The sequence below is a fragment of the Paenibacillus cisolokensis genome, from assembly GCF_050481165.1.
GTDB lineage: Bacteria > Bacillota > Bacilli > Paenibacillales > Paenibacillaceae > Paenibacillus_AH > Paenibacillus_AH cisolokensis.
In genome coordinates this window covers 1-26,916 of sequence record NZ_JBCNFP010000021.1, presented here as the reverse complement: position 1 = coordinate 26,916, position 26,916 = coordinate 1, and the positions used below count along the sequence as shown (strand labels likewise).

The 26,916-nt window shown below is 56.9% G+C and carries 21 protein-coding genes; 17 read left to right on the top strand and 4 right to left on the bottom strand.

Annotated features, from left to right (window positions below; all coding sequences use genetic code 11):
* Positions 1 to 34 precede the first annotated feature (34 nt).
* The 6 genes from ABEV74_RS04090 to ABEV74_RS04065 all read left to right on the top strand — a co-directional run bounded on the left by ABEV74_RS04090 (position 35) and on the right by ABEV74_RS04065 (position 8,397).
* Positions 35 to 1,267: an aminopeptidase gene (locus ABEV74_RS04090; protein ID WP_430143601.1), complete on the top strand. Its 1,233-nt coding sequence runs from the start codon at positions 35 to 37 to the stop codon at positions 1,265 to 1,267.
* 206 nt (positions 1,268 to 1,473) lie between these two features.
* The gene (locus ABEV74_RS04085) at positions 1,474 to 2,409 is read left to right on the top strand and encodes an ABC transporter permease (protein ID WP_430143599.1); all 936 of its coding nucleotides are present in this window, start codon (positions 1,474 to 1,476) and stop codon (positions 2,407 to 2,409) included.
* The gene (locus ABEV74_RS04080; protein ID WP_430143597.1) at positions 2,409 to 3,338 is read left to right on the top strand and encodes a carbohydrate ABC transporter permease; all 930 of its coding nucleotides are present in this window, start codon (positions 2,409 to 2,411) and stop codon (positions 3,336 to 3,338) included. Before ABEV74_RS04085 ends, ABEV74_RS04080 begins: the two co-directional genes overlap by 1 nt.
* 121 nt (positions 3,339 to 3,459) lie before the next feature.
* Complete coding sequence (locus tag ABEV74_RS04075) at positions 3,460 to 5,034, top strand: response regulator (protein ID WP_430143595.1); 1,575 nt, start codon at positions 3,460 to 3,462, stop codon at positions 5,032 to 5,034.
* 26 nt (positions 5,035 to 5,060) lie between these two features.
* A complete protein-coding gene (locus ABEV74_RS04070) occupies positions 5,061 to 6,821 on the top strand; it encodes a cache domain-containing sensor histidine kinase (RefSeq protein WP_430143593.1) in 1,761 nt (586 codons plus the stop codon).
* 88 nt (positions 6,822 to 6,909) lie between these two features.
* Entirely contained in the window at positions 6,910 to 8,397 is a 1,488-nt protein-coding gene (locus ABEV74_RS04065; protein ID WP_430143592.1) for an extracellular solute-binding protein, read from the top strand.
* 382 nt (positions 8,398 to 8,779) lie between these two features.
* Here ABEV74_RS04065 and ABEV74_RS04060 read toward each other — a convergent pair whose 3' ends face one another.
* Positions 8,780 to 9,652, bottom strand: coding sequence for a phytanoyl-CoA dioxygenase family protein (locus ABEV74_RS04060; RefSeq protein ID WP_430143590.1), 873 nt, complete (start codon positions 9,650 to 9,652; stop codon positions 8,780 to 8,782).
* 126 nt (positions 9,653 to 9,778) lie between these two features.
* Between ABEV74_RS04060 and ABEV74_RS04055 the strand changes: the two genes are divergently transcribed.
* The 4 genes from ABEV74_RS04055 to ABEV74_RS04040 all read left to right on the top strand — a co-directional run bounded on the left by ABEV74_RS04055 (position 9,779) and on the right by ABEV74_RS04040 (position 14,362).
* Positions 9,779 to 10,639 (top strand): AraC family transcriptional regulator, encoded by an 861-nt coding sequence (locus ABEV74_RS04055; protein WP_430143588.1) that lies wholly within the window; start codon positions 9,779 to 9,781, stop codon positions 10,637 to 10,639.
* Positions 10,640 to 10,752: 113 nt separating this feature from the next.
* Positions 10,753 to 11,649, top strand: coding sequence for a helix-turn-helix domain-containing protein (locus ABEV74_RS04050; RefSeq protein WP_430143586.1), 897 nt, complete (start codon positions 10,753 to 10,755; stop codon positions 11,647 to 11,649).
* Complete coding sequence (locus tag ABEV74_RS04045) at positions 11,642 to 12,646, top strand: hydroxyacid dehydrogenase (protein WP_430143584.1); 1,005 nt, start codon at positions 11,642 to 11,644, stop codon at positions 12,644 to 12,646. Before ABEV74_RS04050 ends, ABEV74_RS04045 begins: the two co-directional genes overlap by 8 nt.
* 141 nt (positions 12,647 to 12,787) lie before the next feature.
* On the top strand, positions 12,788 to 14,362 hold the full coding sequence (locus ABEV74_RS04040; RefSeq protein WP_430143582.1) for an FAD-dependent oxidoreductase: 1,575 nt from the start codon (positions 12,788 to 12,790) through the stop codon (positions 14,360 to 14,362).
* A 96-nt stretch (positions 14,363 to 14,458) separates the two neighbouring features.
* Here the strand turns inward: ABEV74_RS04040 and ABEV74_RS04035 are convergent, their stop codons facing one another.
* Complete coding sequence (locus ABEV74_RS04035) at positions 14,459 to 16,084, bottom strand: S-layer homology domain-containing protein (protein ID WP_430143580.1); 1,626 nt, start codon at positions 16,082 to 16,084, stop codon at positions 14,459 to 14,461.
* Positions 16,085 to 16,343: 259 nt separating this feature from the next.
* Between ABEV74_RS04035 and htpG the strand changes: the two genes are divergently transcribed.
* Positions 16,344 to 18,227 carry a molecular chaperone HtpG gene (gene htpG / locus ABEV74_RS04030; RefSeq protein WP_430143578.1) on the top strand — a complete coding sequence of 628 codons (1,884 nt, stop codon included), beginning with the start codon at positions 16,344 to 16,346 and terminating at the stop codon, positions 18,225 to 18,227.
* Positions 18,228 to 18,364: 137 nt separating this feature from the next.
* On the opposite strand, the gene ABEV74_RS04025 is transcribed toward htpG, so the two are convergent.
* Complete coding sequence (locus tag ABEV74_RS04025) at positions 18,365 to 18,643, bottom strand: hypothetical protein (protein WP_430143576.1); 279 nt, start codon at positions 18,641 to 18,643, stop codon at positions 18,365 to 18,367.
* Between the two features lie 44 nt (positions 18,644 to 18,687).
* Here ABEV74_RS04025 and ABEV74_RS04020 point away from each other — a divergent pair, with 44 nt between their 5' ends.
* Entirely contained in the window at positions 18,688 to 20,007 is a 1,320-nt protein-coding gene (locus tag ABEV74_RS04020; protein WP_062497252.1) for a glycoside hydrolase family 125 protein, read from the top strand.
* A gap of 1,013 nt (positions 20,008 to 21,020) precedes the next feature.
* Here ABEV74_RS04020 and ABEV74_RS04015 read toward each other — a convergent pair.
* Positions 21,021 to 22,040 (bottom strand): LacI family DNA-binding transcriptional regulator, encoded by a 1,020-nt coding sequence (locus tag ABEV74_RS04015; RefSeq protein ID WP_430143574.1) that lies wholly within the window; start codon positions 22,038 to 22,040, stop codon positions 21,021 to 21,023.
* Between the two features lie 325 nt (positions 22,041 to 22,365).
* On the opposite strand from ABEV74_RS04015, the gene ABEV74_RS04010 reads away from it, so the two are divergent.
* The 5 genes from ABEV74_RS04010 to ABEV74_RS03990 all read left to right on the top strand — a co-directional run.
* Positions 22,366 to 23,691: an ABC transporter substrate-binding protein gene (locus ABEV74_RS04010; RefSeq protein WP_430143573.1), complete on the top strand. Its 1,326-nt coding sequence runs from the start codon at positions 22,366 to 22,368 to the stop codon at positions 23,689 to 23,691.
* 12 nt (positions 23,692 to 23,703) lie between these two features.
* Positions 23,704 to 24,579: a carbohydrate ABC transporter permease gene (locus tag ABEV74_RS04005; RefSeq protein ID WP_062495783.1), complete on the top strand. Its 876-nt coding sequence runs from the start codon at positions 23,704 to 23,706 to the stop codon at positions 24,577 to 24,579.
* The gene (locus tag ABEV74_RS04000) at positions 24,566 to 25,405 is read left to right on the top strand and encodes a carbohydrate ABC transporter permease (protein ID WP_430143571.1); all 840 of its coding nucleotides are present in this window, start codon (positions 24,566 to 24,568) and stop codon (positions 25,403 to 25,405) included. Before ABEV74_RS04005 ends, ABEV74_RS04000 begins: the two co-directional genes overlap by 14 nt.
* A 22-nt stretch (positions 25,406 to 25,427) precedes the next feature.
* Complete coding sequence (locus ABEV74_RS03995; RefSeq protein WP_062495779.1) at positions 25,428 to 26,420, top strand: MTP-1 family protein; 993 nt, start codon at positions 25,428 to 25,430, stop codon at positions 26,418 to 26,420.
* A 19-nt stretch (positions 26,421 to 26,439) separates the two neighbouring features.
* On the top strand, positions 26,440 to 26,916 hold a 477-nt coding region (locus tag ABEV74_RS03990), incomplete at its 3' end, for a glycoside hydrolase family 130 protein (protein ID WP_488168579.1).

Below are 26,916 nucleotides of genomic sequence, written 5' to 3'. Positions count from 1 at the left end.
AACAAAAATCCAAAATGGACAAGGAGATCCCGATATGACTCAATTCGAACAGAAGCTCGAGCGCTATGCCGAGCTGATCGTCAAAATCGGCGTGAACGTTCAGCCGGGACAGCAGGTCTATGTTACCGGTTCGGTCGAAATCGCGCCGCTGGTGCGCCTGGTGGCAAGCAAGGCATACGAGGCGGGGGCGAGCAACGTCCATGTCGACTGGACGGACGAGACGCTGTCGCGGTTGAAGTATGAAAAAGCGGCCGACGAATTTTTTACGGTATACCCGGAATGGGAGGCGGCTAAGCGGAATGCGTTCGTCGACGCGAATGCCGCGTTCGTCTCGATCGTGTCGCAAAACCCGGATTTGCTCAAAGGCATCGATCCGCAGCGGATCAGCAATTTTCAGAAGGCGGCCGGCAAGGCGCTGGAGTATTACCGCAGGGCGGCCCAATCGGACAAAGTCAGCTGGACGGTTGTCGCCGCGGCGTCGAAGGATTGGGCGGCGAAGGTGTTCCCCGGGGAAAGCGGCGACAGCGCGGTAAATAAGCTGTGGGATGCGATTTTCAATGCGGTGCGCCTGAACGCGGACAACCCGGTCGAAGCGTGGAAGCGGCATAACGCCAATTTGCACGCCAAAGTGGATATTTTGAATGCCAAGCATTTTCACAAGCTGCACTATACCGCACCGGGCACGGACCTGACGATCGAGCTGCCCGAGAAGCATGTCTGGGTGGGAGCGGCGAGCACAAGCGCAAGCGGCGTCTCGTTCATGGCCAACATGCCGACCGAGGAAGTGTTCACGGTTCCTTACCGTAACGGCGTCAACGGCTACGTATCCAGCACGAAGCCGCTCAGCTACGGCGGCAACATTATCGACAACTTCAAGCTGACGTTCGAGAACGGCCGCATCGTGAAGGTGGAGGCGGAGCGGGGGCAAGAAATTTTGCAGCGTCTCGTCGACACGGACGAAGGTTCGCACTATCTGGGCGAAGTCGCGCTCGTGCCGCACGAGTCGCCGATTTCGCAGTCGAACGTCCTCTTCTACAATACGCTGTTTGACGAGAACGCCTCGAACCATCTGGCGATCGGCAGCGGCTATGCGTTCAACGTGGAGGGCGGCAAGGAGATGTCCCCCGAAGAGCTGGAGGCCTGCGGTGTCAACAGCAGCATTACGCATGTCGATTTCATGATCGGTTCCGCCGAAATGGATATTGACGGCATTCATAAGGACGGGACGAGAGAGCCGGTTTTCCGTCAAGGGAACTGGGCAATCTGATCGTTCCCCTGTCCCGTCCTCACGATCGAGTAGCCCTGCCGGGAAACCGGCGGGGCTTTTTGCGTTTTCCGGCACGCAGAACCTTTAGATTTTCTCTATTTTATTAAGATTGCATCGTTTTTTTGTTTGCGGAGCTCCAGCATAATGAAAGGCATGAGACCCGATACGGGACACGTTCTCATCCCACATTTAAAGGAGTTCTTCGCATGAATGTAACCGAGGTGCTAAGACGCAAACGTTCGCAAACCCGGGTCGCGATTCGGAAAGATTGGGACCTGTATTTCATGCTTGTCCCCGGCCTTCTGTTTCTGCTGCTGATGAAATATACGCCGATGTACGGCCTTGTGATCGCGTTCCAGGATTTCAGCATTTTTAAAGGCATCGGGGGCAGTCCGTGGGTCGGCTGGAAGCATTTCGAGAAGCTGATCGGGCATGAGCAATTTCTGAATGTGCTGACCAACACGCTGATCATCAGCTTTTACAAGCTGATCTTCCTGTTTCCGGCGCCGATTATGGTGGCGCTGCTGATGAACGAGCTGCGCAAAATGCTGTTCAAGCGCATCATCCAATCGGTTATTTATTTGCCGCATTTCATCTCCTGGGTCATTATCAGCGGCTTGTTCATCAACCTGCTGTCGCTTAACGACGGAATCGTCAATACGGTGATCGAGAAGCTGGGCGGCGAGAGGATCGCCTTCTTCATGGATCAAGCCGTTTTCCGTCCGCTGCTTGTGTTCACCGAAGGCTGGAAGGAAGTCGGATGGGGGACGATCGTGTACCTGGCGGCCATGTCCGGCATCGATCCGCAGCTGTACGAAGCGGCCAAGATGGACGGCGCCGGCAAGCTGCGGCAGATGATCCATATTACGCTGCCCGGCATCTTCTCCACCATCGTGCTGATGCTGATTTTGCGTCTTGGCAGCATGCTGGAAGCCGGAACCGAGCAAATTCTCGTCATGTACAATCCCGTCGTCTACGATGTGGCCGACGTCATCGGCACTTACGTCTATCGCGTCGGTCTCGGCGCCTCCGATTACAGCTTCTCGACGGCGGTCGGCATGTTCGAATCGGTTGTCGCCTTTATGCTGGTCGTGTCGGGCAATGCGTTCTGCAAGAAGTTTCTCGGAAGGAGCATCTGGTAATGGAACTGGCGAACGAACGCGCCGGGCGGCGGCGCAGCGGCGGCAACGCGATCAAGGAATCGGCCGGCGAGAAAATATTTGCCGTATTCAACTACGCCTTCTTCGTCGTGCTGGGGACGATCACCTTGTTCCCGTTTCTCAACGTGATCGCCAAGTCGTTCAGCAGCGAGGCCGCGGTCGTCTCCGGTATCGTCACAATTTTTCCGATCGACTTTCAGGTGGGGACGTACGAGCTCGTACTCGGCAACAAGCAGTTTATCAATTCGTTTCGCATCACGATCATCGTCACGCTCATCGGAACGCTGGCTTCGCTGCTGATGACCGTGCTGGCCGCCTATCCGCTGTCCAAGCCGAATTTGAAGTTCCGCAAGCCGATCCTTTTGATTTACGTGTTCACGATGCTGTTTAACGGCGGCATCATCCCGACCTACCTGGTCATGCGGGAGCTGCAGATGATCAACACGATATGGGCCTTGTTCGTGCCCGGCCTGATCAGCGTGTTCAACATGCTTATCGTGAAAAACTATTTCGAAGCGCTGCCCGAAAGTCTGGAGGAATCGGCCAAGCTGGACGGCGCTTCGAATACGCGGATTTTGCATACGATCATCCTGCCGTTGTCCAAGCCCGTGCTGGCGACGATCGGCTTGTTCTACGCGGTGAATTTGTGGAACAGCTACTTTAACGCCATGATTTACATTACGGCGCCGGAGCTGAAGACGCTCCAGCTTTATTTGAAGGAGCTGATCGCCTCGACGCAGGAGGTGATGACGACGGCCGGCCAGGTCGACGTCAGCCGGGATTTGAATCAGACGCCGGAGGCGGTTCGGGCCGCGTCGATTGTGACGGCGACCGTTCCGATTCTGCTCGTCTATCCTTTCCTGCAAAAGCATTTTGTGAAAGGGGTACTGGTCGGCTCCGTTAAAGGCTGAAGGTTAAAGGTTAGAGGTAATGTCAGATTTCCTTTCATTGCTCGCGTTTTTAATGCGGCGATGAAAGGTTTTTCTGTTATCATAGTAACCAAATACAAGTCCATAACGGGGGGACACCGAGTTGAAAGCGATCATCGTAGACGACGAGCCGATGACCCGAAGCGGTTTGCGGCGTTTTGTCGATTGGGAAGGGCTGGGGATCGAAGTCGCAGGCGAGGCGGAAGACGGCATTGAGGCTTACGAGCGGTTCGTTCAGGTGCGGCCGGATATCGTATTATGCGATGTCCGCATGCCGCGCATGGACGGAATCGCTTTCGCGCAGCGCGTCCGCGAAATCGACGTGGACTGTAAAATCATTTTTTTAAGCGGATACAACGATCTCGATTATTTGAAGTCGGCGATCAAGCTGCAGGCCGTCGATTATATGCTGAAGCCGATTCAAATGGACGAGCTCGGCAAGCTGCTGAAGGAAACGGTACGAAATATTTCGGACGCGAGGCGGAAGCGGCGGGAGCTTGAGGAACTTCAGTCGATTCGCGAGCAGTTCGACCACTCCAAGCCCGAGCTGATCGAACATCTGGTCAAAATGATCGTGCAACCCGTTCCAGACTCCGCGCCGGAAGGCGCTCCGATCGAAGAGCGGCTCGGGCAATTGGCGCCGTCCTTTCCGGCGCGCGGCTTCTATCAATGCGTCGCGTTCGAGTTCCGGGACGAGGAAGCGAGATCCCGCTGGCGGACGGAAGCGCAGGAAGCGGCAGCGGAGCTGGAGCTTCCGGTGCTGACCGCCCTGACCGACGGCATGGGCATCGCTTGCGCCGCGCTGTCGTCGCCGCGCGGCGACGACCGGCTGGGCCTCTGGCTGAACCGACTTATCCGGATGAAGGCAGAGGACGGGCTGCTCGGCGTAGCGGCCGGAACAGGTGAGATATGCGCGCATTTAACCGGCTGCAAAGCTTCCTTCTCGCAAGCCGTGAAGGCGCTTTCCCAACGGTTTTACAGAGGCTGGAATACGGCCATTCCATACCATATCCCGCGAAGCGGTTACCGGTCCGGCCTGTTCGACAAGCAAGCTTTCATCAAATTTGAAGATTTGCTGCGCAACAAGCAGCCGGGGGAAGCCAAGCAATGGCTCGACCAGACGATTAACGAATTGCTGCTCTACACGCCGCCGGAAGTGGAAGCCGTGCGCAAGAAGCTGTTCCGCTGGTATGTCGCGATGACCCGCATTTATCCGGAAACGATGTGGGAATTCGAGAAAGACCAGCTGTGGGCGACGATGTTCGTCTCCGGCGAGCTGTATACGATCCGCAAATTTATGATGCAGCGTCTGGACATTATTCAGCAGGCGCTGGAACATACCGATTCCGGCGACAAGATGGTCATTCGCGATATTATCCGGTACATTCAGGACAATTACAGCAAGGACGTGTCCATTAATACGCTGGCCGGCCATGTTCATTTGGCGCCGACCTACATGTGCATTTTGTTTAAAAAGGAGAAGGGCGTCTCGATCAACGATTTCATTACGCAGTACCGGATCGAGCAGGCCAAGCGGCTGCTCCGCGACCGGCGTCTCAAGCTGTACGAAGTGTCGTCGATGGTCGGCTATCAGGATGCCAACTATTTCGCGAAAGTGTTCCGCAAACTGACCGGCGTCATTCCGTCGCAATACCGGAATGCGCTTCCGGAAGAATGATGCGCCTCGGGGCGGTCATCCGCCGGATGCTGTCGCAGCTCCGCATTCAGACCAAGCTGCTGTTCGCCTTTCTTGCCCTTATCGCCATTTCGGCCGGGGCGGTATCGGCCATCGTCTACCGCAACACGGTAGAGAGCATGGAGCGCCGGGTGGAGCAATCGACGGAGCAGGCGATCAATCAGGCGTACTCGTTTCTGTCCTACAAGCTGAACAATATCAAGGACGTATCGAGCATGCTGTTCATGCACGACGAGCTGAACGATATTTTGAACCGGGGCCGATACGGCCTTCGGCTCGGCGACCAGATCGACGATTACAACAAAATTTTGAATATCCTGAACTCGGTCCAGAGCGGCCGCGAAATATACCGGATTCGACTCTATGTCGATTCGACGAATATTTATGCGCGGGAGAAGAGCACGATCTTCGCGCTCGGCACCATCCGGAACGAGCCGTGGTACGGGGAGATGCTGCACAATTCGGACGGCATCTACTGCCGGTCGCCTTATGAAGACGAATACGGCCGGACCGGCGCGAAGCGAAATATTATCTCCTGCGTTCGTCCGATGCGTACGGAACAGTTTACCGGAGAGGTGATGGGCGTTCTGTCGCTGGAAATTTTGGAGGAGACGTTCCGGCAAATCATTGAGGAGACGCAAAATACGACAACCGGCAAAGTGTATCTGGCGGACCGGACGAATCGGATTATATCGAGTACCGACGAGGCCGGGAACGGAACGGTTGTGCCTCTTGTCGACCTCGATTCGCATATCGTCATCGAGAAGCCGATAGACGGAACAAGCTGGAAGCTGATCGCCCATATCCCGAAGAGCGAAATCTACGCGGAGGTGCGTCAATGGTCGAACGAGCTGTATCTTGTGCTGTCCGTCGTCATCGTCGTCGGGATTTTGGCGGCGGTCGCTTTCTCGCACGGATTGACGCGCCGGATCAAGCTGCTGCTGCAGCAAATCAAGATGATCGAGTCCGAAAACTGGGATTCGCAAACCGATGTCACGACCCATGACGAGATCGGCGTGCTGCAATCCCATCTGAACCAGATGAGCGAAAATATCCGGGTTATGATTCAGGAGAAGTACAAGACGGAGACGCAGAAGAAAGCGGCGGAGCTGCAGGCGCTGCAGGCGCAGATCAATCCGCATTTTCTTTACAATACGCTGGATCTGATCCACTGGATGGCGATGGAGAGGGGCGCGCGGGAAATTAGCGAGGTTGCCGTTCAACTGTCGAGCTTCTTCCGCATCAGCTTAAGCCAGGGCCGCGATATTATTCCGATCGCCGACGAGCTGGAACATGTCCGGACCTATCTGGACATCCAGAATCGCCGGTTCGGCGGCAATATCCGCTATACGATCGATGCCAGTCCCGAGGCTCTCGCGTTCAAGACGGTCAAGCTGGTGCTGCAGCCGATCGTGGAAAACGCGGTGCTGCACGGCATACGGGAGAAGCTCGGCAAGTCGGGCGAGATCGCGGTCCGGTGCCGGATGCATGGCGATGTCATCGAATTTGCCGTGGAAGACAACGGCGTAGGCATGACGGAAGAGCAAATGCGGAGGCTGGCCGACGATTCCTCCGGGACGGGGTACGGAATCAAGAACGTCAAGGAGAAACTGGCGCTCTATTTCGGCGAAGAGGCCGCCGTGTCGTTCGAACGGGCGGACCCGGAAGGAACCCGGGTACGGATACGCATTCCGGCGACGGACCGGGACGTTCGGCCGGACGAGCAGCTGTACCGGGAAGCAAATAAGCGCAACCAAACGAGCATCTGACGACAAATACAGCAATTCGTCCGCATGTTAGACTGTCTTCATCAAGAAAACACTTTCAATTTTAATAAACGAGGGGGCATCCAGTACGATGAAACAGAGATTGTTAACCGGCATCATCCTGATCGTCATGACCGCGATGTTGGCCGCCTGCGGCGGCGATAAAGCCGGCGACGGCGCAAGCGGCGGCGAGTCCGGAGAAGGCGGCGCGGCGGCGGAAAAGCCGGTGCTGAGACAGCTCGGCTTCCAGCGCAACTTCGACCCGAACCAGGACCCGGTGGCCGCCATGCTGGAGGAAAAAACGGGCTATAAAGTGGAGTACGAAACGCTTCCGTTGGAAAACCCGGACGACAAGCTGAACCTGCTGATGGCGAACAACGAGCCGTACGACATTTTGAAGCTGTCGGGTTCGCAGTACAACCGTCTGGCGGTGCAGGGCGCGCTTGAGCCGCTCGGCGAACTGATCGAGCAGTACGGGCCGAATATCAAGTCTTCGGTGCCTCAGGAGTATTTCGACAACGCGATGGTGGACGGACAAATTTACGGTATTCCGGAGAAGCATCCGCGCGGCTTCGTCGGCAGCTCGCTGGCTATCCGTCAGGATCTGCTGGATGAGCTGAACCTGGAAGTGCCGACGACGATCGACGAGTTTTACAACCTGCTCGTTGCGATCAAGGAGAAGAAAGGCATTGTGCCGCTCACCGGCTTCGAAAGCATCATTCCGGAAATCTCCGGCGCGTTCGGCGTGGTGACGACGTTCGAAGTCGAGAACGGGAAGCTGATTCACCGCCTGGAAAGCGAAGGCATGAAGCAATATTTGGCATTCATGAACAAGCTGTACCAGGAAGGGCTGATCGATCCGGAGTGGCCGGTCAACAAGTCGGAAACGGTGCAGCAGAAATTTACGACGGGCAAAGCGGGCGTCACGACCTACGGCTGGGGCGTCGCGTCGGCGGTCACCACCGCGCTGCATAAAAACTTCCCCGACGCGAAAATTACGCTGATCAAATCGCTCACCGGTCCGGACGGCAAAGTCGGCAACTGGGTGCAGGGCGGCGGCGTCAGCTGGTATATCGCCGTTCCGAAAGCGTCCAAAAACAAGGAAGAAGCGATTAAATATATCAATGCCAAACTGGAAAAAGAACTGTTCAAAAACCTGGCCATCGGCGAAGAGGGCGTGCACCACAAAGTGGAAAACGGCGAATTGTTCCCGATTTTGCCCGCCTTCAACGACGAGCGCGGCAGCGCGGACTGGTTCATGACCGGCACCGTTTCCGCCGATTATGAAGAACAGTGGCTGCTGAGGGTGCGGAAAGATCCGGTGCTGTACGCCACCTTCGAAGACATTCAAACCCAGCTTTCGGTTTCGCGCAGCGACCCGACACTGCTCGCGCCTCCGCTTCCGGTCGTCGCGAACAACCTGCAGAAGCTGACGAAAGCGGAGAACGACTACGTCATCAAGATCATTGCCGGAGCGGAATCGCTCGACAACTACGACAAATTTGTGGAGAGCTGGAAAGCCGACGGCGGTTCGGACATGCTGACGGAATTGTCGGCCTGGTACGAGCAGTCGAAATGATGAACGGACAATCCGGGCAGAGCATCTGCCCGGATTTTTACTCACTTCCTATTTGCCTGTCTAACTGTCCGCGTCTTCCCTCTAATCGTCGCCGGTCCGTCGGTGCGCCCCGTCTTCAGCGTCCCCGTCTCCCGGCAGATTGCATTGGCGAAAATCCTGCGAAAGTGCAGGAATTTTGGCCCGAATAGATGACTGAAGTGCAAAATTCTGCAAAAATACAGTATTTATTGGAAATTTTCACTTGTCTGGCTTGAACCGATCAAAAAAACTGTATTATCGCAGGAATTTTAGCGTTCTGGCCATTTTCCGTCCGAGAAAGTTGCACTTTTGCAGCTTTGTTCATGCAGCCCCGCCGATCGCGTATCGAGGCGGGAATGAATGATCAACGGCGCCCCTGGATGACCGGTTCGTGCTCCGGCCGCCCGGCCAACCAGTCTTCCAGTGTGGCCACTCGCTCCGGATGCTTGTAGCTGCGCGCGAGAAAGCCGACGCCATGCGATGTCATCGGGTCCTGGTCGGTCGGCTGGTAGCGCAGGTCGACGCTCCAGCGCACTTCGTCGGAATAGTTGGGCGTCGACATATGAAGACAACGGTCGTTGAACAGAATGGCGCTGCCCGCCGGAACCGGAAGGGCGACGGTCGGCGAGTTCCCGAGCTGGCGCTTCGTGAGCGCCGTGTAGCCTGTGCCGGATTCGGTCTCATGATGCCATTTCAGCAGACGTTTGCGATGGGTTCCCGGCTTGATGTGCAAGCAGCCGTTCGTCTCGGTAGCATCCACAAGCGGAATCCATACCGTAATGACCGGGTTGGAATTGGCGTCCGGCCAGTACGATTTATCCTGATGCCAAGGTACGGCGCCGGCGGCCACCTTCGGAATTTTGGGGCGGGTATTGTATACCGGATTCGCGAATATTTCGCCGCCGATCAGCGATTCCACGGCGTCCAGTATTTTCGGATTGCTCATGAGGTGAAAATAGCCCGGCAGACGGTCTCTCCAGCTTCTCCCGTATTTCAGAAACTCATCGGACGATAAACCGGCGAACAGCTCGGCGAGACGGTATTTGAACGGGCGATGCTCAAGGGTATCCGTAATGAGATTCGCCCGTTTCAGTTCTTCGGCGATCATCGACACTTTCCGGTTCATCGCTTCAATCGCCGGCGCCATATCTTCGTCGGTCAGCAGCCGAGGCAGCACGACGTACCCTTCCTCGTTGTAAAAATCGATTTGCTCCTTTGTCAAACTTCCGCTTCTCATTTTTTCGCCAGCCTCCTTCTCCATTTGCAATTTATGGTAACATGAATGGGAGGAACGGTATTTCGACGAAAGTCCGGCGATTTATCTTTTTTTCCGGTGAAATGGCATGCGGAAAGGAGAGGGCATATGAACGGAGAGTTGTCCATTCGGCCGTTCGTGCGGGTAGCGCATTATTACCGGTTTCCGATCGAACGAAACGCGAGCGAATCGAGCCGGATCGGATATTGCTACGCCTTTCACCTGGTACGGGAAGGAAGAGGACGCATCTCGGTTCCCGGCGAATCGCGAACCGTCAAGAAGGGAGATCTGATCTTCTTCCCGCCTTCGCTCCGGCATTCGTTCTATTCCGATCCCGCCAAGCCGCTGGCCACTTATAACGTCTATTGCGAGCTTTGGGCGGATAAGCCTTTGCGGACAGACGTCCATCTCGTCTGGAACGATGCCGACTTTCACCCCGCCTACTTGACGAGCATGCGCCCCGATGCCGGGCCGGATCGTCTCCCGCTTGTGCAATCGCTGCAGCATCGGGAAGCGCTAATGACGATTTTCGCCGAAATCGTCAGACATCATCAGAGCGAAGCGGCCGCTTCGGAGGAGATCGCGGCCAGTCTGCTGAAGGCTTTCGTATTGGAGCTGGTTCAGCTGGCGAGACAGCCGTCCTACGCGGACAGACGCATACAGGCCGTAATCGAGCGGATCGACCGCGAGGCGGACGCGCGGGCCCGGGAGGATCAGTGGCTGGACATGACCGGTCTCCGGAAGTCCCAGTTTCATCAATTGTTCAAACAGGCGACCGGGATGCCGCCCAAAGCGTATTTGACCCGGGCCGTCATGAAGCGGGCGGCCGTATCGCTCACCGAAAGCGGCCGTTCGATTACGGACATCGCCAGCGATCTCGGCTATTCGTCTATCCATCATTTCACCAGGCAGTTCACGCAATTTTACGGCACGCCGCCGACCGAATACCGCAAACGGCAAAACAACTAAAGATATTCCTTGTTTTCGTAAGATCGGCGGATAACGGAGCCGCCAGGATTGATGCAGAATAAGGCGTAAGGGTATACAGTCAGTACAGTCGTCGCTTGGAAGGGGGCTGCTTCATGCTGAACGGCGGCGCTTCCGCCATCCGAACCGGGAAGGCGGGGTTTAACCACTGTTATGTGGATCGCGCTTATACGCTGACCCATCTTCTGCTGCATCAGGTTCAGGATCGCTGCTGTTACGAGGCGGACGGGCGCCTTGCCGACCACGGCAGCCTGCTCGTCTACATGCTGTCCGGGCATGGCGCGATCGCGATCGACGGACATGAGCTGCCGCTGCCGGAGCGCCATTATATATGGCTCAATCCGGGCAGCAGCTACCGGATCGCCGCGGCCAAAGGGTCCAGAAGTCCGATGCGGTTCGTATCCCTGGAGCTGCAGCCGACGGCCAGAGGCAGGCATCTGCTGGATGCGCTTGCGCAAGCGGGGGACGGCCGTGCGGTCCGGGACGTCGCGGGCCTTGACGAGCTGCTGTTCGAGATTATGCACGAGCTGCGGACGGAACCGCCGCATCTGCCGCTCATGCTGGACAGCCTGCTCAACCGGCTGCTCATCATGCTCGAACGGCAGCTCTCGGGCAGCCGGGCGGCGGCGGACGAAAGGAAGAAAGCTTACGGCAAGAAGGAGCTCGTCTATCAGATTGTTCAGTATTTGGACCGCCATGCGGCGGAAATTTCGGAGCTCGGCCAGTTGGCCGACAAGCTGGGCTACAGCTACTCCTATATGTCGCATGCCTTCCGGGAGGAAGTGGGCATTTCATTGCAGGAATATTGGGCCAAGCGGCGCATGATGAAGGCGATGAACAGCCTGCAGTCCGGCCGGAGCAGCATTACGCAAATATCGGAGCTTCTGCACTATCAGTCGGTCCATTCGTTCAGCAAAGCTTTCAAGAAAATGACAGGCTTCACCCCTACAGAATATCAGAGTTTATATGGGAGAAACGGCGAATATGAATAAAATTGCAATGCTGCTGAATCCGGCTGTCAGGAGCCGGGTGTTCGCGGCTGCGGCGCTGGAACGGATGTCGCGGCTCGCGAACGAGCTGGCGGTGCCGGCGGAGCCGCTTTCGCCGGAGGGCAGCGCCGCCCTGATCCGGGGGGCCGAAGCGGCCGTCACCTCCTGGATGAGTCCGCAATTGAACGAAGAGCTGCTCGATGAGGCGCCGGACTTGAAAATCGTGCTACATGCGGCGGGTTCGGTGAAACCGGTCGTATCGGAAGCGCTGCAGGCAAGGGGCATCCGCGTCGTCTCCGCCGCCTCGGTGCTGAGCCGCGGGGTGGCGGAGACGGCGCTCGGGCTCACGATCGTATCGCTTAAAAATATATGGGATATTGCGGACCGCACCCGTGACGGGGACTGGTGGAACAACCGGGCGGACGAGACACGCAGCCGGATTCGCGAGCTGTTCGGCGTGACGATCGGCTGCATCGGGGCGGGGCAGGCCGGCAGACGCTACCTCGAGCTGCTGCGCCATTTTCGCGTCGACGTTTTGCTGTACGATCCGACGGTCAGCGCGGAACAGGCGGTGCGGCTGGGCGCGAGGTCGGTTTCCCTCGAAGAGCTGATGGCCGCTTCCGATGTCGTCACGGTGCTCGCGCCGGAAATTCCGGCTACCTATCATATGATCAACGAGCGGACGCTGAGCGCGATGAAAGATGACGCGATTCTGATCAATCTGGCGCGCGGCTCTCTCGTCGACGAGCAAGCGCTGCGGCGGCGGCTGGAGCGCGGCAGCCTGAGGGTCATCCTCGATGTGACCGATCCGGAGCCGCCTCCGTCCGGGCATTGGCTCCGTACGCATCCCCGCGTCATCTTGACCGGTCACATTGCTGGCGCCGTCAACAACGGCTTGCTTGCAATCGGAGATTTCATCGCAGACGAGCTGGAACGGTATCGCTCCGGAGAAGCGCTGACCGGGGAAGTCGATCTGTCACGGCTCCATCTTCTGGCCTGAGCGGCTGTCCGGTATCCGCGCTTTTCGTTTCACGACATGCTGCGGCTGCGGCCGGATGCGTTCCAGGCGATGTCCGTATCCGGTATACTGCTTGGCCTGCCGGACGAAAGCGTTTTTGAATAAATAGGGGAGGGAAACGGGATGGAGCGGCATTTGCATGCCGATATTGTGATCATTGGCGGAAGCACCGGCGGATGCGCCGCGGCGCTGGCGGCGTCGCGGGCGGGCAAACGCGTCATTATGACGGAAGAGACGGATTGGATCGGCGGTCAGTTGACAAGCCAGATGGTGCCGCCGGATGAGCATCCGTGGATCGAAAGCTTCGGATGTACGGCGAGTTACCGGGCGTTCCGGAACGGGGTGCGGGATTATTACAAGCGCCATTTTGCGGTGCTGCCTGCCGCCCGGGCGAACCCGCATTTCAATCCCGGCAACGCCAGCGTAAGCCGTATCGCGCATGAACCGCGGGCGGCGCTGGCCGTGCTGCGCGATATGCTGGCGCCCTACATTCACCGCGGAAGCCTGACGATCATGGAGCAGCACAAGGCGGTGCGGGTAGAGACGGCGGGCGACGAGATTCGCGCCGTGCATGTCCGCAGCAGTTTGACGGGCGATACCGCGGTGCTGACCGGCGCCTATTTTCTGGATGCGACGGACGAGGGAGACCTGCTCCCGCTATCGGGTACCGAATATGTAACGGGCGCCGAATCGGCCGCGGAGACCGGGGAGCCGCACGCTCTTGACGGCGCGGCCGATCCGGCGGACATGCAGGCGATCACCTGGTGCTTCGCCGTCGACTATATCGAGGGTGAAGATTATACGATCCAAAAGCCGGAGCAGTACGAAATTTGGAAGCAGTACAGCGCAAGCTTCTGGCCGGATCGCCAGCTCAGCTGGACGGGGCTTGTCCCGCATACGCTCGAGCCGATTCGTTACAGCTTCTTTCCGGACGGCAAGTCGTTTTCGCTATGGACGTACCGCCGTATTATCGACCGTTCGCAGTTTGCGCCGGGTGCGTTTGAAAGCGATGTGACCGTCGTCAATTGGCCGCAGAACGACTACTGGCTCGGACCGATTATCGATGTGGATGAGGAAGAACGGCGGAAGCATCTGGAGAACGCCAGACAATTGAGCTTATCGCTGCTGTACTGGATGCAGACGGAAGCGCCGCGTCCGGATGGCAAAGCCGGATATCCGGGGCTGCGGCTGCGCGGCGATATCGCGGGCACGCAGGACGGTCTGGCGAAGAGCCCCTATATTCGCGAATCGAGGCGGATCAAGGCGGAGACGACGGTCGTGGAGCAGGATTTGAGCCCGGAATGCCGCAAGGACGGTCTGGCGGCGGACTATTTCGATTCCGTCGGAATCGGCGCATACCGGATCGATCTGCATCCGAGCACGGCGCTTCGAACCTACATCGACATCTCCAGCCTTCCGTTCCAAATTCCGCTCGGCAGCTTGATTCCGGTCCGGATGAACAATCTGCTGGCCGCTTGCAAAAATATCGGCACCACCCATATTACGAACGGCTGCTACCGGCTCCATCCGGTGGAATGGAACATTGGGGAAGCCGCGGGCTATCTCGCCTCCTTCTGCATCGACCGTGGCATGCGGCCGCGCGCAGTGCGGGCGGACGGCGTCTCACTCGGCGACTACCAGGCGATGCTCGCAGCGGCCGGCGTAGAACTGAAGTGGCCGTCGCCAAGGGCCTTGTAAATCCGGTTCGGCGATTACGCGTCCGCAGCTCATTACCGCCCAATATGTCATCGCCCTGAACGTGGGCGCTTTAATTTGACGCCGGGCCGGTTTTCCTCAGCGCAGCGCGACTGTCCGGCGGGTAAAATCGTACCCGCCGTACCGGATCGCGTTGCCGAGGCTGGCCCATACGTCCGGACTTTCGCCGCCGATATGCCAATAGGCGTTGCCGCCGATGCCGAAGCTTGCGCCCGCCATATATTTCAGCGACAGCGAACGGCTGTCCTCCGCCCAGATCGAATGCTTCGTTCCCCCGCGATTGTAAACGGCCGTATATTGTCCCAATGTCTCATCCCACCGCACCGCCGGCTTCTCTTCGGCGAGCCGCCGGTTCTGTTCCGCCAGCGTCAAGTCCTCGGATACCGTCCGGCCGTTCTGCCGCGACCAATCCCTCGTATAGAACGGCAATCCCAGAATGACCTGCCCGGCGGGGATTTGCCGGACCAACTTCCGGACATGCCGCTCCACCCACGGCAGCGAAGAGACGGAGCCGGGCTCCGGACTGCCGTTCCAGTGCTCCTCATATCCCATCAAGACGATATAATCGGCCGCAGCAGCCAATGCGGCATAATCGAACGGCTCGCTCCAGTCCGTTTCCAAATCGGGAGGAACGCATACGGACAGCTCGGCTCCATGGACGTGCAGCGCCCGGGCCGTTTCGCGGACGAAAGACGAGAAGGCGTCCCGGTCGGCCGGATCGACATTCTCGAAATCGAGATTCAATCCGTCCAGCCGGTAAGTTTGCACGATGTCGGCAAGCCTGCGGACGAGCGTCTCGCTCCGCTTCGGATCGGTCAGCACGAGATGCGTCATTTCCCGATCGAAACGGTTGCCGACAAGCGGCCAAACCCGCTTGCCCCGTTCATGCGCCAGGGCGATCAGGGCGGGATCCGCCTGACCGGTCGTTCCGCCCGTTGCCGTTATAAAAAACCATCTGGGCGATATCGTATTGACGACAGCATTTATCGTCATGTTGCGAAATTGCCGATCGGCATCCTCATACAGCCATCCGAGCTGGACGCCCGCATCCGGTTCGGCGGCGAACTGCGCTTTCCAGCCCGGCATTTCGACGATCCGGTACAGGAGCACGGCGGCTTCCGCCCGGCTGATCGTGCGGAGCGGCCGGAACTTCCCGGCGTACCCTTGCATGAGGCCGGCTTCGGCCGTCGCCGCGACGGAAGACGCGGCCCAGGAAGCGATCCGCTCCGCATCGGCGTAAGACAAGCCGGTCCGGCCGGAGGCTTCCCTGTGCAGCCGGAGCGCCCTTGCGGCGATGACCGCGGCTTCCTGCCGTGTGACCGGCCGGCCCGGTTCGAAGGTGCGCGGTCCCGTTCCGCCGACGATCCCCAGGTTGACGGCGCCATGAACGTCGCCGTAATACCAGGCGTCGCGCCGTACGTCGGAGAAGGCGGGAATCGCATTGCCGACCGGGTTCAGATGCAGCGCGCGCAGCATCATTGCGGCGAATTCGGCGCGGGTTACCGCCCGTTCCGGCGCGAACCGGCGATCGCCTACGCCGCCGACGATCCGTTTGGCATAAAGGGCGGCAATGGCGTCCTCGGCATAGCTGCCGGCAATATCGTCGAACGGCGGTTTGCCTGCCGCCGGCGCCGCGAAGCCGGCATTCGCGAACAGACAAACCGCAATCAAAGCGAAAATAAATATGTATGATCTCGTGTTCACTATTCGGCCTCCGTCTTTTGTTCTATTAATCTATCAATCTATCATAGCAAAAAACGGCGCCCGTCCCTTTTTATAAATAATGGAAGCTCCTTTAACGGATAACCGAGAACGAACCTTAAACGACGCAAATATTGACATCAATAATGAGACATATAAAATAGGTATTAGCACTCCTGCGGATGGAGTGCTAACAGACGGACACCAAACGATAAACATAAAGATACAATGAATTCGACCGGCGAAAGGAGAACGCGAAGTAATGGCCAAAAAGCAGTTTAAGGCGGAATCGAAGCGATTGCTGGAAATGATGATCAATTCGATTTACACGCAACGGGAAATTTTCCTGCGGGAGCTTATTTCCAATGCAAGCGACGCGATCGACAAAATTTATTACAAGGCATTGACCGACGACAATCTGACATTCAACAAGGACGACTACTACATTAAAATAAAAGCCGACAAGGCAAACCGCACGCTGACTATCTCCGATACGGGGATCGGGATGACGAAGGAGGAGCTGGAGAACAATCTCGGCGTCATCGCCAAGAGCGGTTCGCTCGCCTTCAAGATGGAGAACGAGGCGAAAGACGGCCATAACATTATCGGCCAATTCGGGGTCGGCTTCTATTCCGCTTTCATGGTCGCGGACAAGGTGACGGTTATCAGCAAAGCGCTCGGCAGCGACGAAGCGTACAAATGGGAGTCGAGCGGGGCGGACGGCTATACCGTTGAACCGGCTGAAAAAGCTGAGGTCGGAACGGACATTATTCTGAAAATCAAAGAAAATACCGAAGACGACCGGTACGACGAGTTTCTGGAAGAATATCGCCTGCGAGCGATCATCAAGAAATATTCCGACTTCATCCGCTATCCGATCAAGATGGACGTGACGAAAACCCGGCCGAAGGAAGGCGCCGAGAACGAATTCGAGGAATACCGGGAAGAAGAAACGATCAACAGCATGGTCCCGATCTGGCGCAAAAACAAAAACGAGCTGAAGCCGGAAGATTACGACAATTTTTATGCCGAGAAACGGTACGGCTTCGACAAGCCGCTGGCGCATATCCATATCAAGGCGGACGGCGCCGTCAACTATAACGCGATTCTGTTTATCCCGGAGCAGCCTCCGTTCGACTATTACACGAAGGAATACGAGAAAGGTCTCGAGCTTTATTCGAGCGGCGTCCTGATCATGAACAAATGTCCGGATCTGCTGCCGGATTATTTCAGCTTCGTTAAAGGGATGGTCGACTCGGAAGATCTGTCGCTCAATATATCGCGCGAGATGCTGCAGCATGACCGGCAGTTGACGCTGATCGCCAAAAATATTAAAAATAAGGTGAAAAGCCAGCTGCAGACGATGCTGAAGGAAGAACGGGAGAAGTACGAGAAGTTCTACCAGGCGTTCGGCAGACAATTGAAGTTCGGCGTATACAGCGATTACGGGACGAACAAGGATATGCTGCAGGATCTGCTCCTGTTCTATTCCTCCAAGGAGAAGAAGCTGGTCACGCTGGACGAATACGTGTCGCGGATGCCGGAAGATCAGAAGTACATTTACTATGCTGCCGGGGATTCGATCGAACGTCTCGCCAAGCTGCCGCAGACCGAGCTCGTTGCCGACAAAGGCTACGAAATTTTGTATCTGACCGACGATATCGACGAGTTTGCGGTCAAAATGCTCATGTCCTATAAAGAGAAAGAGTTCAAGTCGGTGTCGAGCGGCGACCTGGGCATCGACGAGGCCGATTCGGATGCGGACAAGTCCAATGCGGAGGACAGCGGCAATAAAGAGCTGTTTGAGGCGATGAAGAACATTTTGGGAGACAAGGTGAAGAAGGTCAAGGCGTCCAAGCGGCTCAAATCCCATCCGGTATGTCTGACCGCCGAAGGCGAGCTGTCGATCGAGATGGAGAAAGTGCTGCGCGCCATGCCGAACGGGCAAAATGTGAAGGCGGACAAGGTGTTGGAGATCAACGTCAACCACGACGTGTTCCAATCGCTCAAAGCGGCTCATCAGCACGATCCCGAGAAGCTGAAGCTCTATACCGGCCTGCTGTATAATCAGGCGCTGCTGATCGAAGGCTTGCCGGTCGACGATCCGGTCGAATTTACGAACGATATTTGCAAAATGATGGTGTGAGGAACGGACGGGGCGGGCATATGTCCGAGGAGGGGCTTCCCGAAGTTATGGGCGTGATTTCGGGAAGTCCCTCCGCCTGTTTTGTACGGCAATACGATCAGCGCCGAATTGACGGTGCCGCCAGCCCGGTTGTAAGATTAGTGCGGGAAGTAGCCGCCGATTACGGCGATCCGCAGCGAGCCGGCGAGACCGAATCGATCGGTGCAATGCTTGCTGTATACGGCGGCAGTCGCCCGCGCCCCGCTGCTTTTGCTTCCGATAGACGGATTTTCGCCGCCGCATCCGGCTCTCTCGAAGCGCTGCACTTGGCGCTGGACGCGTTCGCCGATCTCCCGGGAGCCGCGATTCGCGTAAGGGCCGATATCGCCCGCATCGAAGCGGGCTGGCGGCCGGGCACAACGAGCGATCCGGTTCATGAACGTCAATAATAAGCCAATACTAAAGGAGCCTGTTGAACAAGATGGAGCAATTCAGACTTCCGAAAATACCGATGCCCAAGCTCGAACTGCCGCAAGCGGTGCAGGCGGTGCTGGCCGAGGCCGAAGAGAAACTGGCCCATCGTCCCAAGCTGCTGCAGCTGTTCAAAAACTGCTTTCCGAATACGCTTGAAACGACCACGAAACTGCTCGACGACGGCACGACGTTCGTCATTACCGGGGACATCCCGGCGATGTGGCTGCGCGATTCGGTCGAGCAAGTCATTCACTATGTGCCGCTCGCGAAGGACGATCCCGATCTGCAGCGCATCATCGGCGGATTGATTAAACGGCATATCGCCTATATTCAAATCGACCCGTATGCAAACGCTTTTAACGAGTCGGCCAACGACTGGCACTGGAACGCGACGGACGAAACCGACATGTCGCCGTGGGTATGGGAGCGCAAGTTCGAAATCGATTCGCTCTGTTTTTCGATGCGCCTCGCTTATTTGTATTGGAAAGAAACAGGGCTGACGGATATTTTCGATGCCGGCTTCAAAGCCGCAATGCGCACCATTTACTCGTTGTTCCGAACCGAGCAGCGGCATTTCGAGCTTTCGCCTTACCGTTTCACCCGCAATAACGGCATCCCGACCGACTCGCTTCGCAATAACGGGCTCGGCATGCCGGTCAACTATACGGGCATGGTATGGTCGGGCTTCCGCTCCAGCGACGATGCGTGCGATTTCCATTACAACATTCCGGGTAATATGTTTGCGGTTGTGGCGCTGCGTTATATGCAGGAATTTGCGGAATGGGTGTTCCGCGATCTGGAGTTCCTGCGCGAGCTGAAGGAGCTGGAGCAGGAGATCGATCACGGGATCAGGCTGTACGGCATTTACCGCCATCCCGAGTTCGGTCCGATCTACGCTTATGAAACGGACGGCTTCGGCAACTACTGTCTGATGGACGACGCCGGAACGCCGGGACTTATGTCCATTCCTTATCTCGGCTATGTTTCCGCGGACGATCCGGTATATCAGAATACGCGCCGGTTTGCGCTCAGCAAGGAAAATCCGTTCTACTTCGAAGGCAAGGCGGCCAGAGGTATCGGCAGCCCGCATACGCCTCCGGGTTATATCTGGCATATGGCGTTGTCGATGCAAGGGTTGACGGCGTCTTCGCCAGAGGAGAAGCTGGAGATGATCGCGATGCTGGAAGCGACGGACGCCGATACCGGCTATATGCATGAAGGCTTCCATGCCGACGATCCGGGCAAGTTCACACGCTCGTGGTTCGCCTGGTCGAACAGCCTGTTCTCCCAGCTCGTATACCGGGCCATGAAGGAAGGGCTTCTGTAGAAAGGCTATTGTAAGAAGGGTACTGCAAATAAGCTAATCGTTTTTGTGTCGAGGTTCGCACAGCCAAAAGGTTTCGTTATGGCAGCGAGCCTTTTTGCATTTAACTTGAGCCTTTATGCGCATAACTCATTGCCCCCGACCAAGTTGCGCGCTCCCGAGCTTATGGACAATATCGAATACCCGGAGTGGAAGGTAATTGGTAAGAATAACTCAGTACGGCCCACCAGGCCGCCATCCGTTATGAAAAGAGTTCGTGTTTCGCGGCATGATTTTATGAAAGCATAATGCGAGTCTCTCCATCTGCCGATTACTGGACGCTAACGAACCCCCGCTCTCTACCGACGACAGGGCGCTAACGAATATGACAAACCTTATCGAGGCAAAAAAGGCACCGATGGAAACTGTAACGAATCCAGAGCACGCTATTCGCCATTATCTGGAACTATTTGCCATTATAGACGCTAATAACGTTTCTACGATTCGTTAGAAAACATGAAGGCCGCTTTTCAGCCAAATAGCGTGTGTACGATTCGTTAAAAATTTTTGGGGCGTTTGGCTGTGCTCACGTATCGCTACCCGGAAGCCCGGCATGGACCGCCCTCTCAATCACGCCGCCGCTGCCACCGAGACCGCTTGGTCCCGCCCTCGTCGGCGCGGGTAACGGCCGGCATTGCGCCATTCGCCGGGGTGAGGGGGGCGGCCGCCGCTGCTGCCGGGACCGGCGTGATCCCGCCCTCGCCACTGCCGCGGGTGGCGGGCTGCCCCCGCCTTCACCGCAACCCCGCCGCCGACGGGAACGTGCTCGCTCCCGCCCACACCGCTGCCACCGAGACCGCTTGCTCCCGCCCACACCGCTGCCACCGAGACCGCTTGGTCCTGCCCTCGTCGGCGCGGGTAACGGCCGGCATTGCGCCATTCGCCGGGGTGAGGGGGGCGGCCGCCAGAGGGCCGCTTGCTCCCGCCCTCCACTGCCGCCGCCCCCGCGCTCACCGCCGCCTTACCTGGCGTTGCGGTTACGCGCGCTTCGGCGCTGCGGTCGATTCGCGGACGATGAGCTTCGCCTGCAGCAGCGTCTCGGTAAGCGGCTTGTTCGGATGCGCGATGCGGTCGAGCAGAAGCTCCACCGCGCAGCTGCCGAACAATTCGAGGTCCACGTTTACCGTCGTCATCGGGGGCGTGGCGATGCGCGACAAGTAACCGTTGTCAAAGCTGACGACGGAGACGTCATCCGGCACGCTGAAGCCGTGCTGCTGCAGCGCGGAATTGAGCATGAAGCCGAGCCCGTCGTTGACGCAGAACCAGGCGGTTGGATAGTTTTCCAACTGTTTGACAAGGTTAATAATATACGAGTGATCCTCCAGCGCGCGATCGACGATCCACTCTTCGTTGGGGGTAACGCCGTATTCGTGCATGGCGAGCCGGAAGCCGTCCAGCCGTTCGTAATAACTGGGGGAAAAGTCGATATTTCCGACATAACCGATATCCCGGTGGCCGAGCTCAAGCAGATGTCGCACCGCTTCGTAAGCGCCGAACCGGTTGTTCGTCAGCACGCAATCGGCCGCAATATCGGGATGGTGATGGTCGATCAGGACGGTCGGTATGCCCGTATCGATAACGGCGTTGACGTATTCGGTCGTAATATGGGACAGCGTAAGCACGCCGGCAACCGCGCGATTCTCAAGAAACGGCGGAAGGCGAAGCTCGGCCGCAGCCGTTTGATTGACCGACTGGATGAGCAGTTCATAGCCGCGGTCGCGCACTTCTCTTTCGATGCTGAGATAGATTTCGCCGAAAAAGTTTTTCTGGGCAAACGCAAAATCGGAAGCGATCAGCGCGATGCTGCCGTTTGGCGCATTCGGCTGCCGGCGTTTCCGGTCCTTGCCGTAAACGTAGCCCATCTGCTCCGCCGTTTCGATCACAAGCCGACGCGTTGCTTCACTTACGCCGGGCTTGCCGGTTAGCGCTTGCGAAACGGAATTTTTGGACAGTTTGAGCCGGTCGGCAATGTCCTGCATCGTAACTTTCGATTTCACGTCGGTCATTCCTTTCCAAGCTGCGGATACATAATCAAAGTACAGAATTAAAGTACAGGGCAACTCTATTTTCGGCGACAAACATGCTGCAGTCAACACTACTGTCAACACTACTATAGTAACGTTACAAATTGATTTTGTAAAGTTACAACCGAGTAAACTGTTATGGATTGTTCACAACAAAACGGCTTGACTTTTTATAAACGAACAGGGATAATGATGTTACAAACGGTTACAAAGCGCATTTTTCCAAGAATAGTAACGTTACAATAACATTACTATTCTACCTAGAGAAAACATGATTTATTCAGGAGGTCTTGGCGGAATGAAAAAGAATGTTGCGTTACTACTCCTAGTTGGCATGATTGTCGCCGTATTGTCGGCCTGTTCCACCGGCCAAGGGGGAAAAGCGGAAGATAGCGGTGAAGCGGAAGGCGAAGTGACGACGATCGAGTTTTGGGCGGCGCCCAACCCGACGCAGCAGGCATATTGGCAGGAAATGGCCAAAGCTTACGAGGCCGAAAATCCGAACGTGAAAATTAATGTCAGTGCGATAAAGGAATCTCCGAGCTCGGAGGCCAGCATTCAGGCCGCAATCGCGGGCAGGAGCGCGCCGACGATGTCCGAGAACATTAACCGTGGCTTCGCGGCGCAGCTGGCTGCGAGCAAGGCGCTCGTCCCGCTCGATACGCTGCCGGGCTTCGAAGATATTCTGTCCAGCCGGAATATGACCAAGACGATCGAGCCCTGGACATTCGCGGACGGCCATCAATATGTGCTGCCGATCTATTCCAACGCCATGCTGTTCGGTTGGCGGATTGACATTCTGAAAGATCTCGGCTACGAGCAGCCGCCGCAAACGTACGGCGAAATTCTGGAGCTGACGAAAAAGCTGAAGGCGGCTCACAAAGACAAATATTTGTGGGCGAAAGCCGATCTGATCGACCCGACCGCCTGGAAGCGCTGGTTCGACTTCTTCATGCTCTATAATGCCGCTTCCGGGGGTAATAAATTTATCGAGGGCGACAGCTTCGTCGGAGACGAGGCGGCGGGCGTAGAAACGCTCACGTTCATCGATAATCTTCGCAAGGAGAACGGCATTCTGGCGCAAAACGTAACCGATCCGTTTGAGACGGGCACCAGCGTATTCACCGATCTCGGTCCTTGGACGTTTACGATGTGGAAAGAGAAATTCCCGGAAATGAAATATAATGAAACGTTCGCATTGACGATGCCGCCTGTGCCGGACGGCAAAAATCCCGCAGAGAGCAAAACTTTCGCGGACACGAAAGGCATTGTCATCTACGCAGACGCTACGGAGGCGCAACGGAAAGCCGCTGTCGACTTTCTGAAATGGGTTTATTCCAAACCGGAAAACGACCTGAAATGGTTCGAGCAAACGATGCTGCCGCCGGCGCGCGACGACCTGTCGACGAACGAGGCGTTCAAGGCGATTCTCGATGCCAATCCGCAGCTGAAGCTTTACGCCGAAAATGTGCCGAACGCGATTCCGCCGATGGACAACGCCAAATATAATGAGCTGCAGACGCTGATCGGCCAGGAGGCGCTGAACAAAGTCGTTCGCGGTGAAATTTCGCCGGCAGACGGTTGGGCCAATATGAAGAAGGCCATCGAAGACGCACTGAAATAAAGGAGTCTTCCCATGGAGCGACAAAACAACAGGTTGGGCTGGTTATTTACCAGCCCGTACCTCATTTATTCCATCGTTTTTTTCTTCATCCCGCTGATCTGGTCTTTCTATTTGTCGTTTACCGACTGGGACCTGATCGCGCCGGAATATCATTTTGTCGGGTTCGAGAACTTTATGGACGCGCTCCGTTCGCCGAGCGTTCATGCGGCGTTCTGGGTCACCTACAAGTTCATGCTCGTCTTTATTCCGATCGTGACGGTGATGGCGCTGACCGTGGCGGTGCTCGTCAACGGACTGCCGCGTTTCAAAAGCTTGTTTCTGATCGGCTTCTTTCTGCCGTATCTGTCCTCGGGTGTCGTATCCGCGCTGATCGTCAAAGGGCTGCTGTCCTATAACAGCCCGGTCAATACGTTTCTGCGCAGCCTCGGCATCACGATCGACTGGCTCGGTACGCCGATGTCCGCGCTGTTCGTGATCGGCATCATTCTGGCGTGGAAATTTACCGGCTATTATGCGCTTATTCTGACCGCCGGACTGTCGAGCATCGACAAGGAAGTGTACGAGGCCGCCGCCATCGACGGCGTCACGGACCGCCAGCGGTTTTGGCGCATTACGCTGCCGCTGTTGTACCCGTCGCTGTATACGACGCTCATTCTGGCTTTCGGCGTTACCTTCGGCATCTTTACCGAGGTGTATCAGCTGACCGGCGGAGGTCCGAACTTCGCGACCAATACGTGGCAGATGGAGATTTTCAACCAGGCGTTCAAAAACCTGCAGGCCGGCTACGCATCCGCCGTAGCGCTGCTGGCTTCGCTCGCGACATTCGTCTCCATCTACATCGTTCGAAAATTGCTGGAACTGTGGGGGAAGCGCTATGGTTGGAACTAATCGAAACCGCAAATTGCGGCTCGCGATCCGTTACATCGTCGCGCTTGTCCTGCTGCTTGTTCTCGTTTATCCGTATTTGTACATGGTGCTCAATTCGCTCGCGGATTGGACCCAGATCGACCGCAAGCTGTTTCCGACCAAGTATACGTTCAAGTCGTATGAGTGGCTGTTCTCCGGCGGTGAGACAGGGATGTCCCGTCCGTGGATGACGGCGTTTATGAACAGCATTATCGTGTCGCTCGCCTCGACCGCCCTGATGATGCTGTTCGGGGTCATGGTCGCCTATGCGTTGTCGAAGCTGAGATTCAGGGGCCGCGATTTTACGAACAACTTCGTGTTGTTCCATATGTTTTTCCCGGCGATCATCCTGCTCATTCCGACGTTTCTGTCGGTACAGCGGATCGGCTTGTACGATACGTATCTGGGCATGATCTTGCCGAAAGCGGTCAGTCTGTGGGCGATTTTCATGTATACCAATTTCTTTAAGGCGATTCCCGATGCGTTCATCGAAGCGGCCAAGCTCGATGGCGCAAGCGATTGGAAAATTATGTACCGGATTATGCTGCCGATGTCCAAGTCCATTACGACCGTCGTATTTCTGTTCCTGCTGATGGAGCGGTGGACGGAGCTGTTGTGGGACATGATCGTCGTGCGCAGCGACGGTCTGCTGACGCTGAACGTGCTGTTGTCGCAAATGTTCGGTCCGTACGGCACTTATCCGGGTCCGCTCTACGCGGCTTCGGTCCTGCTCACATTGCCGATAATTTTGATCTTCATTATATTTGGCAAGAAGTTCCAGGAAGGTATGCAGTTCAATCTGAAATAACAAGAGGAGTGCTTGGAAACCTATGAATTCGTTATCGGCGCATACGGCCGCCCAAACCTGCGCATCTCTGCTTGAGGAATACCGGAATGCCGGGGAGCGCGCCGGCGGCGCGCAAAAGCTGAAATTCGCCGGCGTAGACGGGAAAGACGTGTACAACATCGCCGCTCCGTTCCGGGATGACGGGGAACTTGTCATTGCCGGGCGGGTGGAATCGCGGGACAGCGAGCATTCCGATGTCGTCTTCTTCACGGAACGCGACGGCGTCTGGGTACCGCGCGAAGGCGCGCCGGTGCTTCGGCTTCAGGACCCGTTCCATACGGTCATCGGCGGCAATCTCGTGCTGGGAGGGGTGGAAGTATTCCCCGATCCCGGACGGCCCGGTTACCTGATGTGGCGGACGGTGTTCTACCGGGGCAGCCGGATTGCCGAATTGGAACGGTTCTTCGAAGGTCCTGACGGCATGAAGGATATCCGGCTCGTCGAACTGGCCGACGGATCGGTCGGCGTATTCACGAGACCGCAAGGAGAGAAGGGCGGCCGCGGGAAGATCGGTTTCGTCCGCATCGGCTCGCTGGAGGAGCTGACCGTGAAGGCGATCGAAGAAGCGCCGCTGCTCGACGCCCACTTCACCGACGAAGAGTGGGGAGGAGCGAATGAAGCCCATCTCCTGGCCGGGGGCTTGATTGGCGTGCTCGGCCATATCGCTTGCTATGACGACCAAGGAAATCGCCATTATTATCCGATCGTATTTGTTTATCATCCGTTGACGGGCGAACGCACCGCGCTCAAGATGATCGCCGAGCGGGCGGATTTTGTGCCCGGCCCGTCGAAGCGGCCGGATCTCGAGGACGTTGTATTCAGCGGCGGCCTGATCCGGCACGGGGACGGCACGGCAACGCTCTATGCAGGCGTCGGCGACGCGGAGGCGCAACGGATCGAAATTCGCGACCCGTTCGCCGCGTTCGAGAACAGCCCGGCCGGTCCGGGCATAAAACAGCAAGAGCAAAAGAGCTAAGGGAGCAATTATTACGATGATCCATGTTTACCGTTATGAAGAAAATCCGCTTATTACGCCGGCGGATGTCACCCCTCACCGGGAAGACTTCGAAGTCATCGGGGCGTTCAACGCCGGCATCGCCAAATACGGGGATGAAATCATTATGCTGCTCCGCGTGGCGGAGCGGCCGATCAGCCCGAAGCCGGGCATCGTGCTGGCGCCGGTATACGACGCGGCAAGCGACCGGCTTGATCTGATCGAGCTGAGGGAGGATGACGAGCGGTACGATTTCTCGGACCCGCGCGTCATCCGCAACCGTTCGGAGAGCGCGACTTTCCAATACTTGACTTCGCTGTCGTACCTGCGCATCGCGCGCAGCCGCGACGGCCGCCATTTTACCGTCGACGACAAGCCGTTCATCTACCCGTCGCAGCCGCTGGAATCGTTCGGCATCGAAGATCCGCGCATTACGCAGATCGGCGACACGTATTATATTTATCCTGAATTTCGAAAG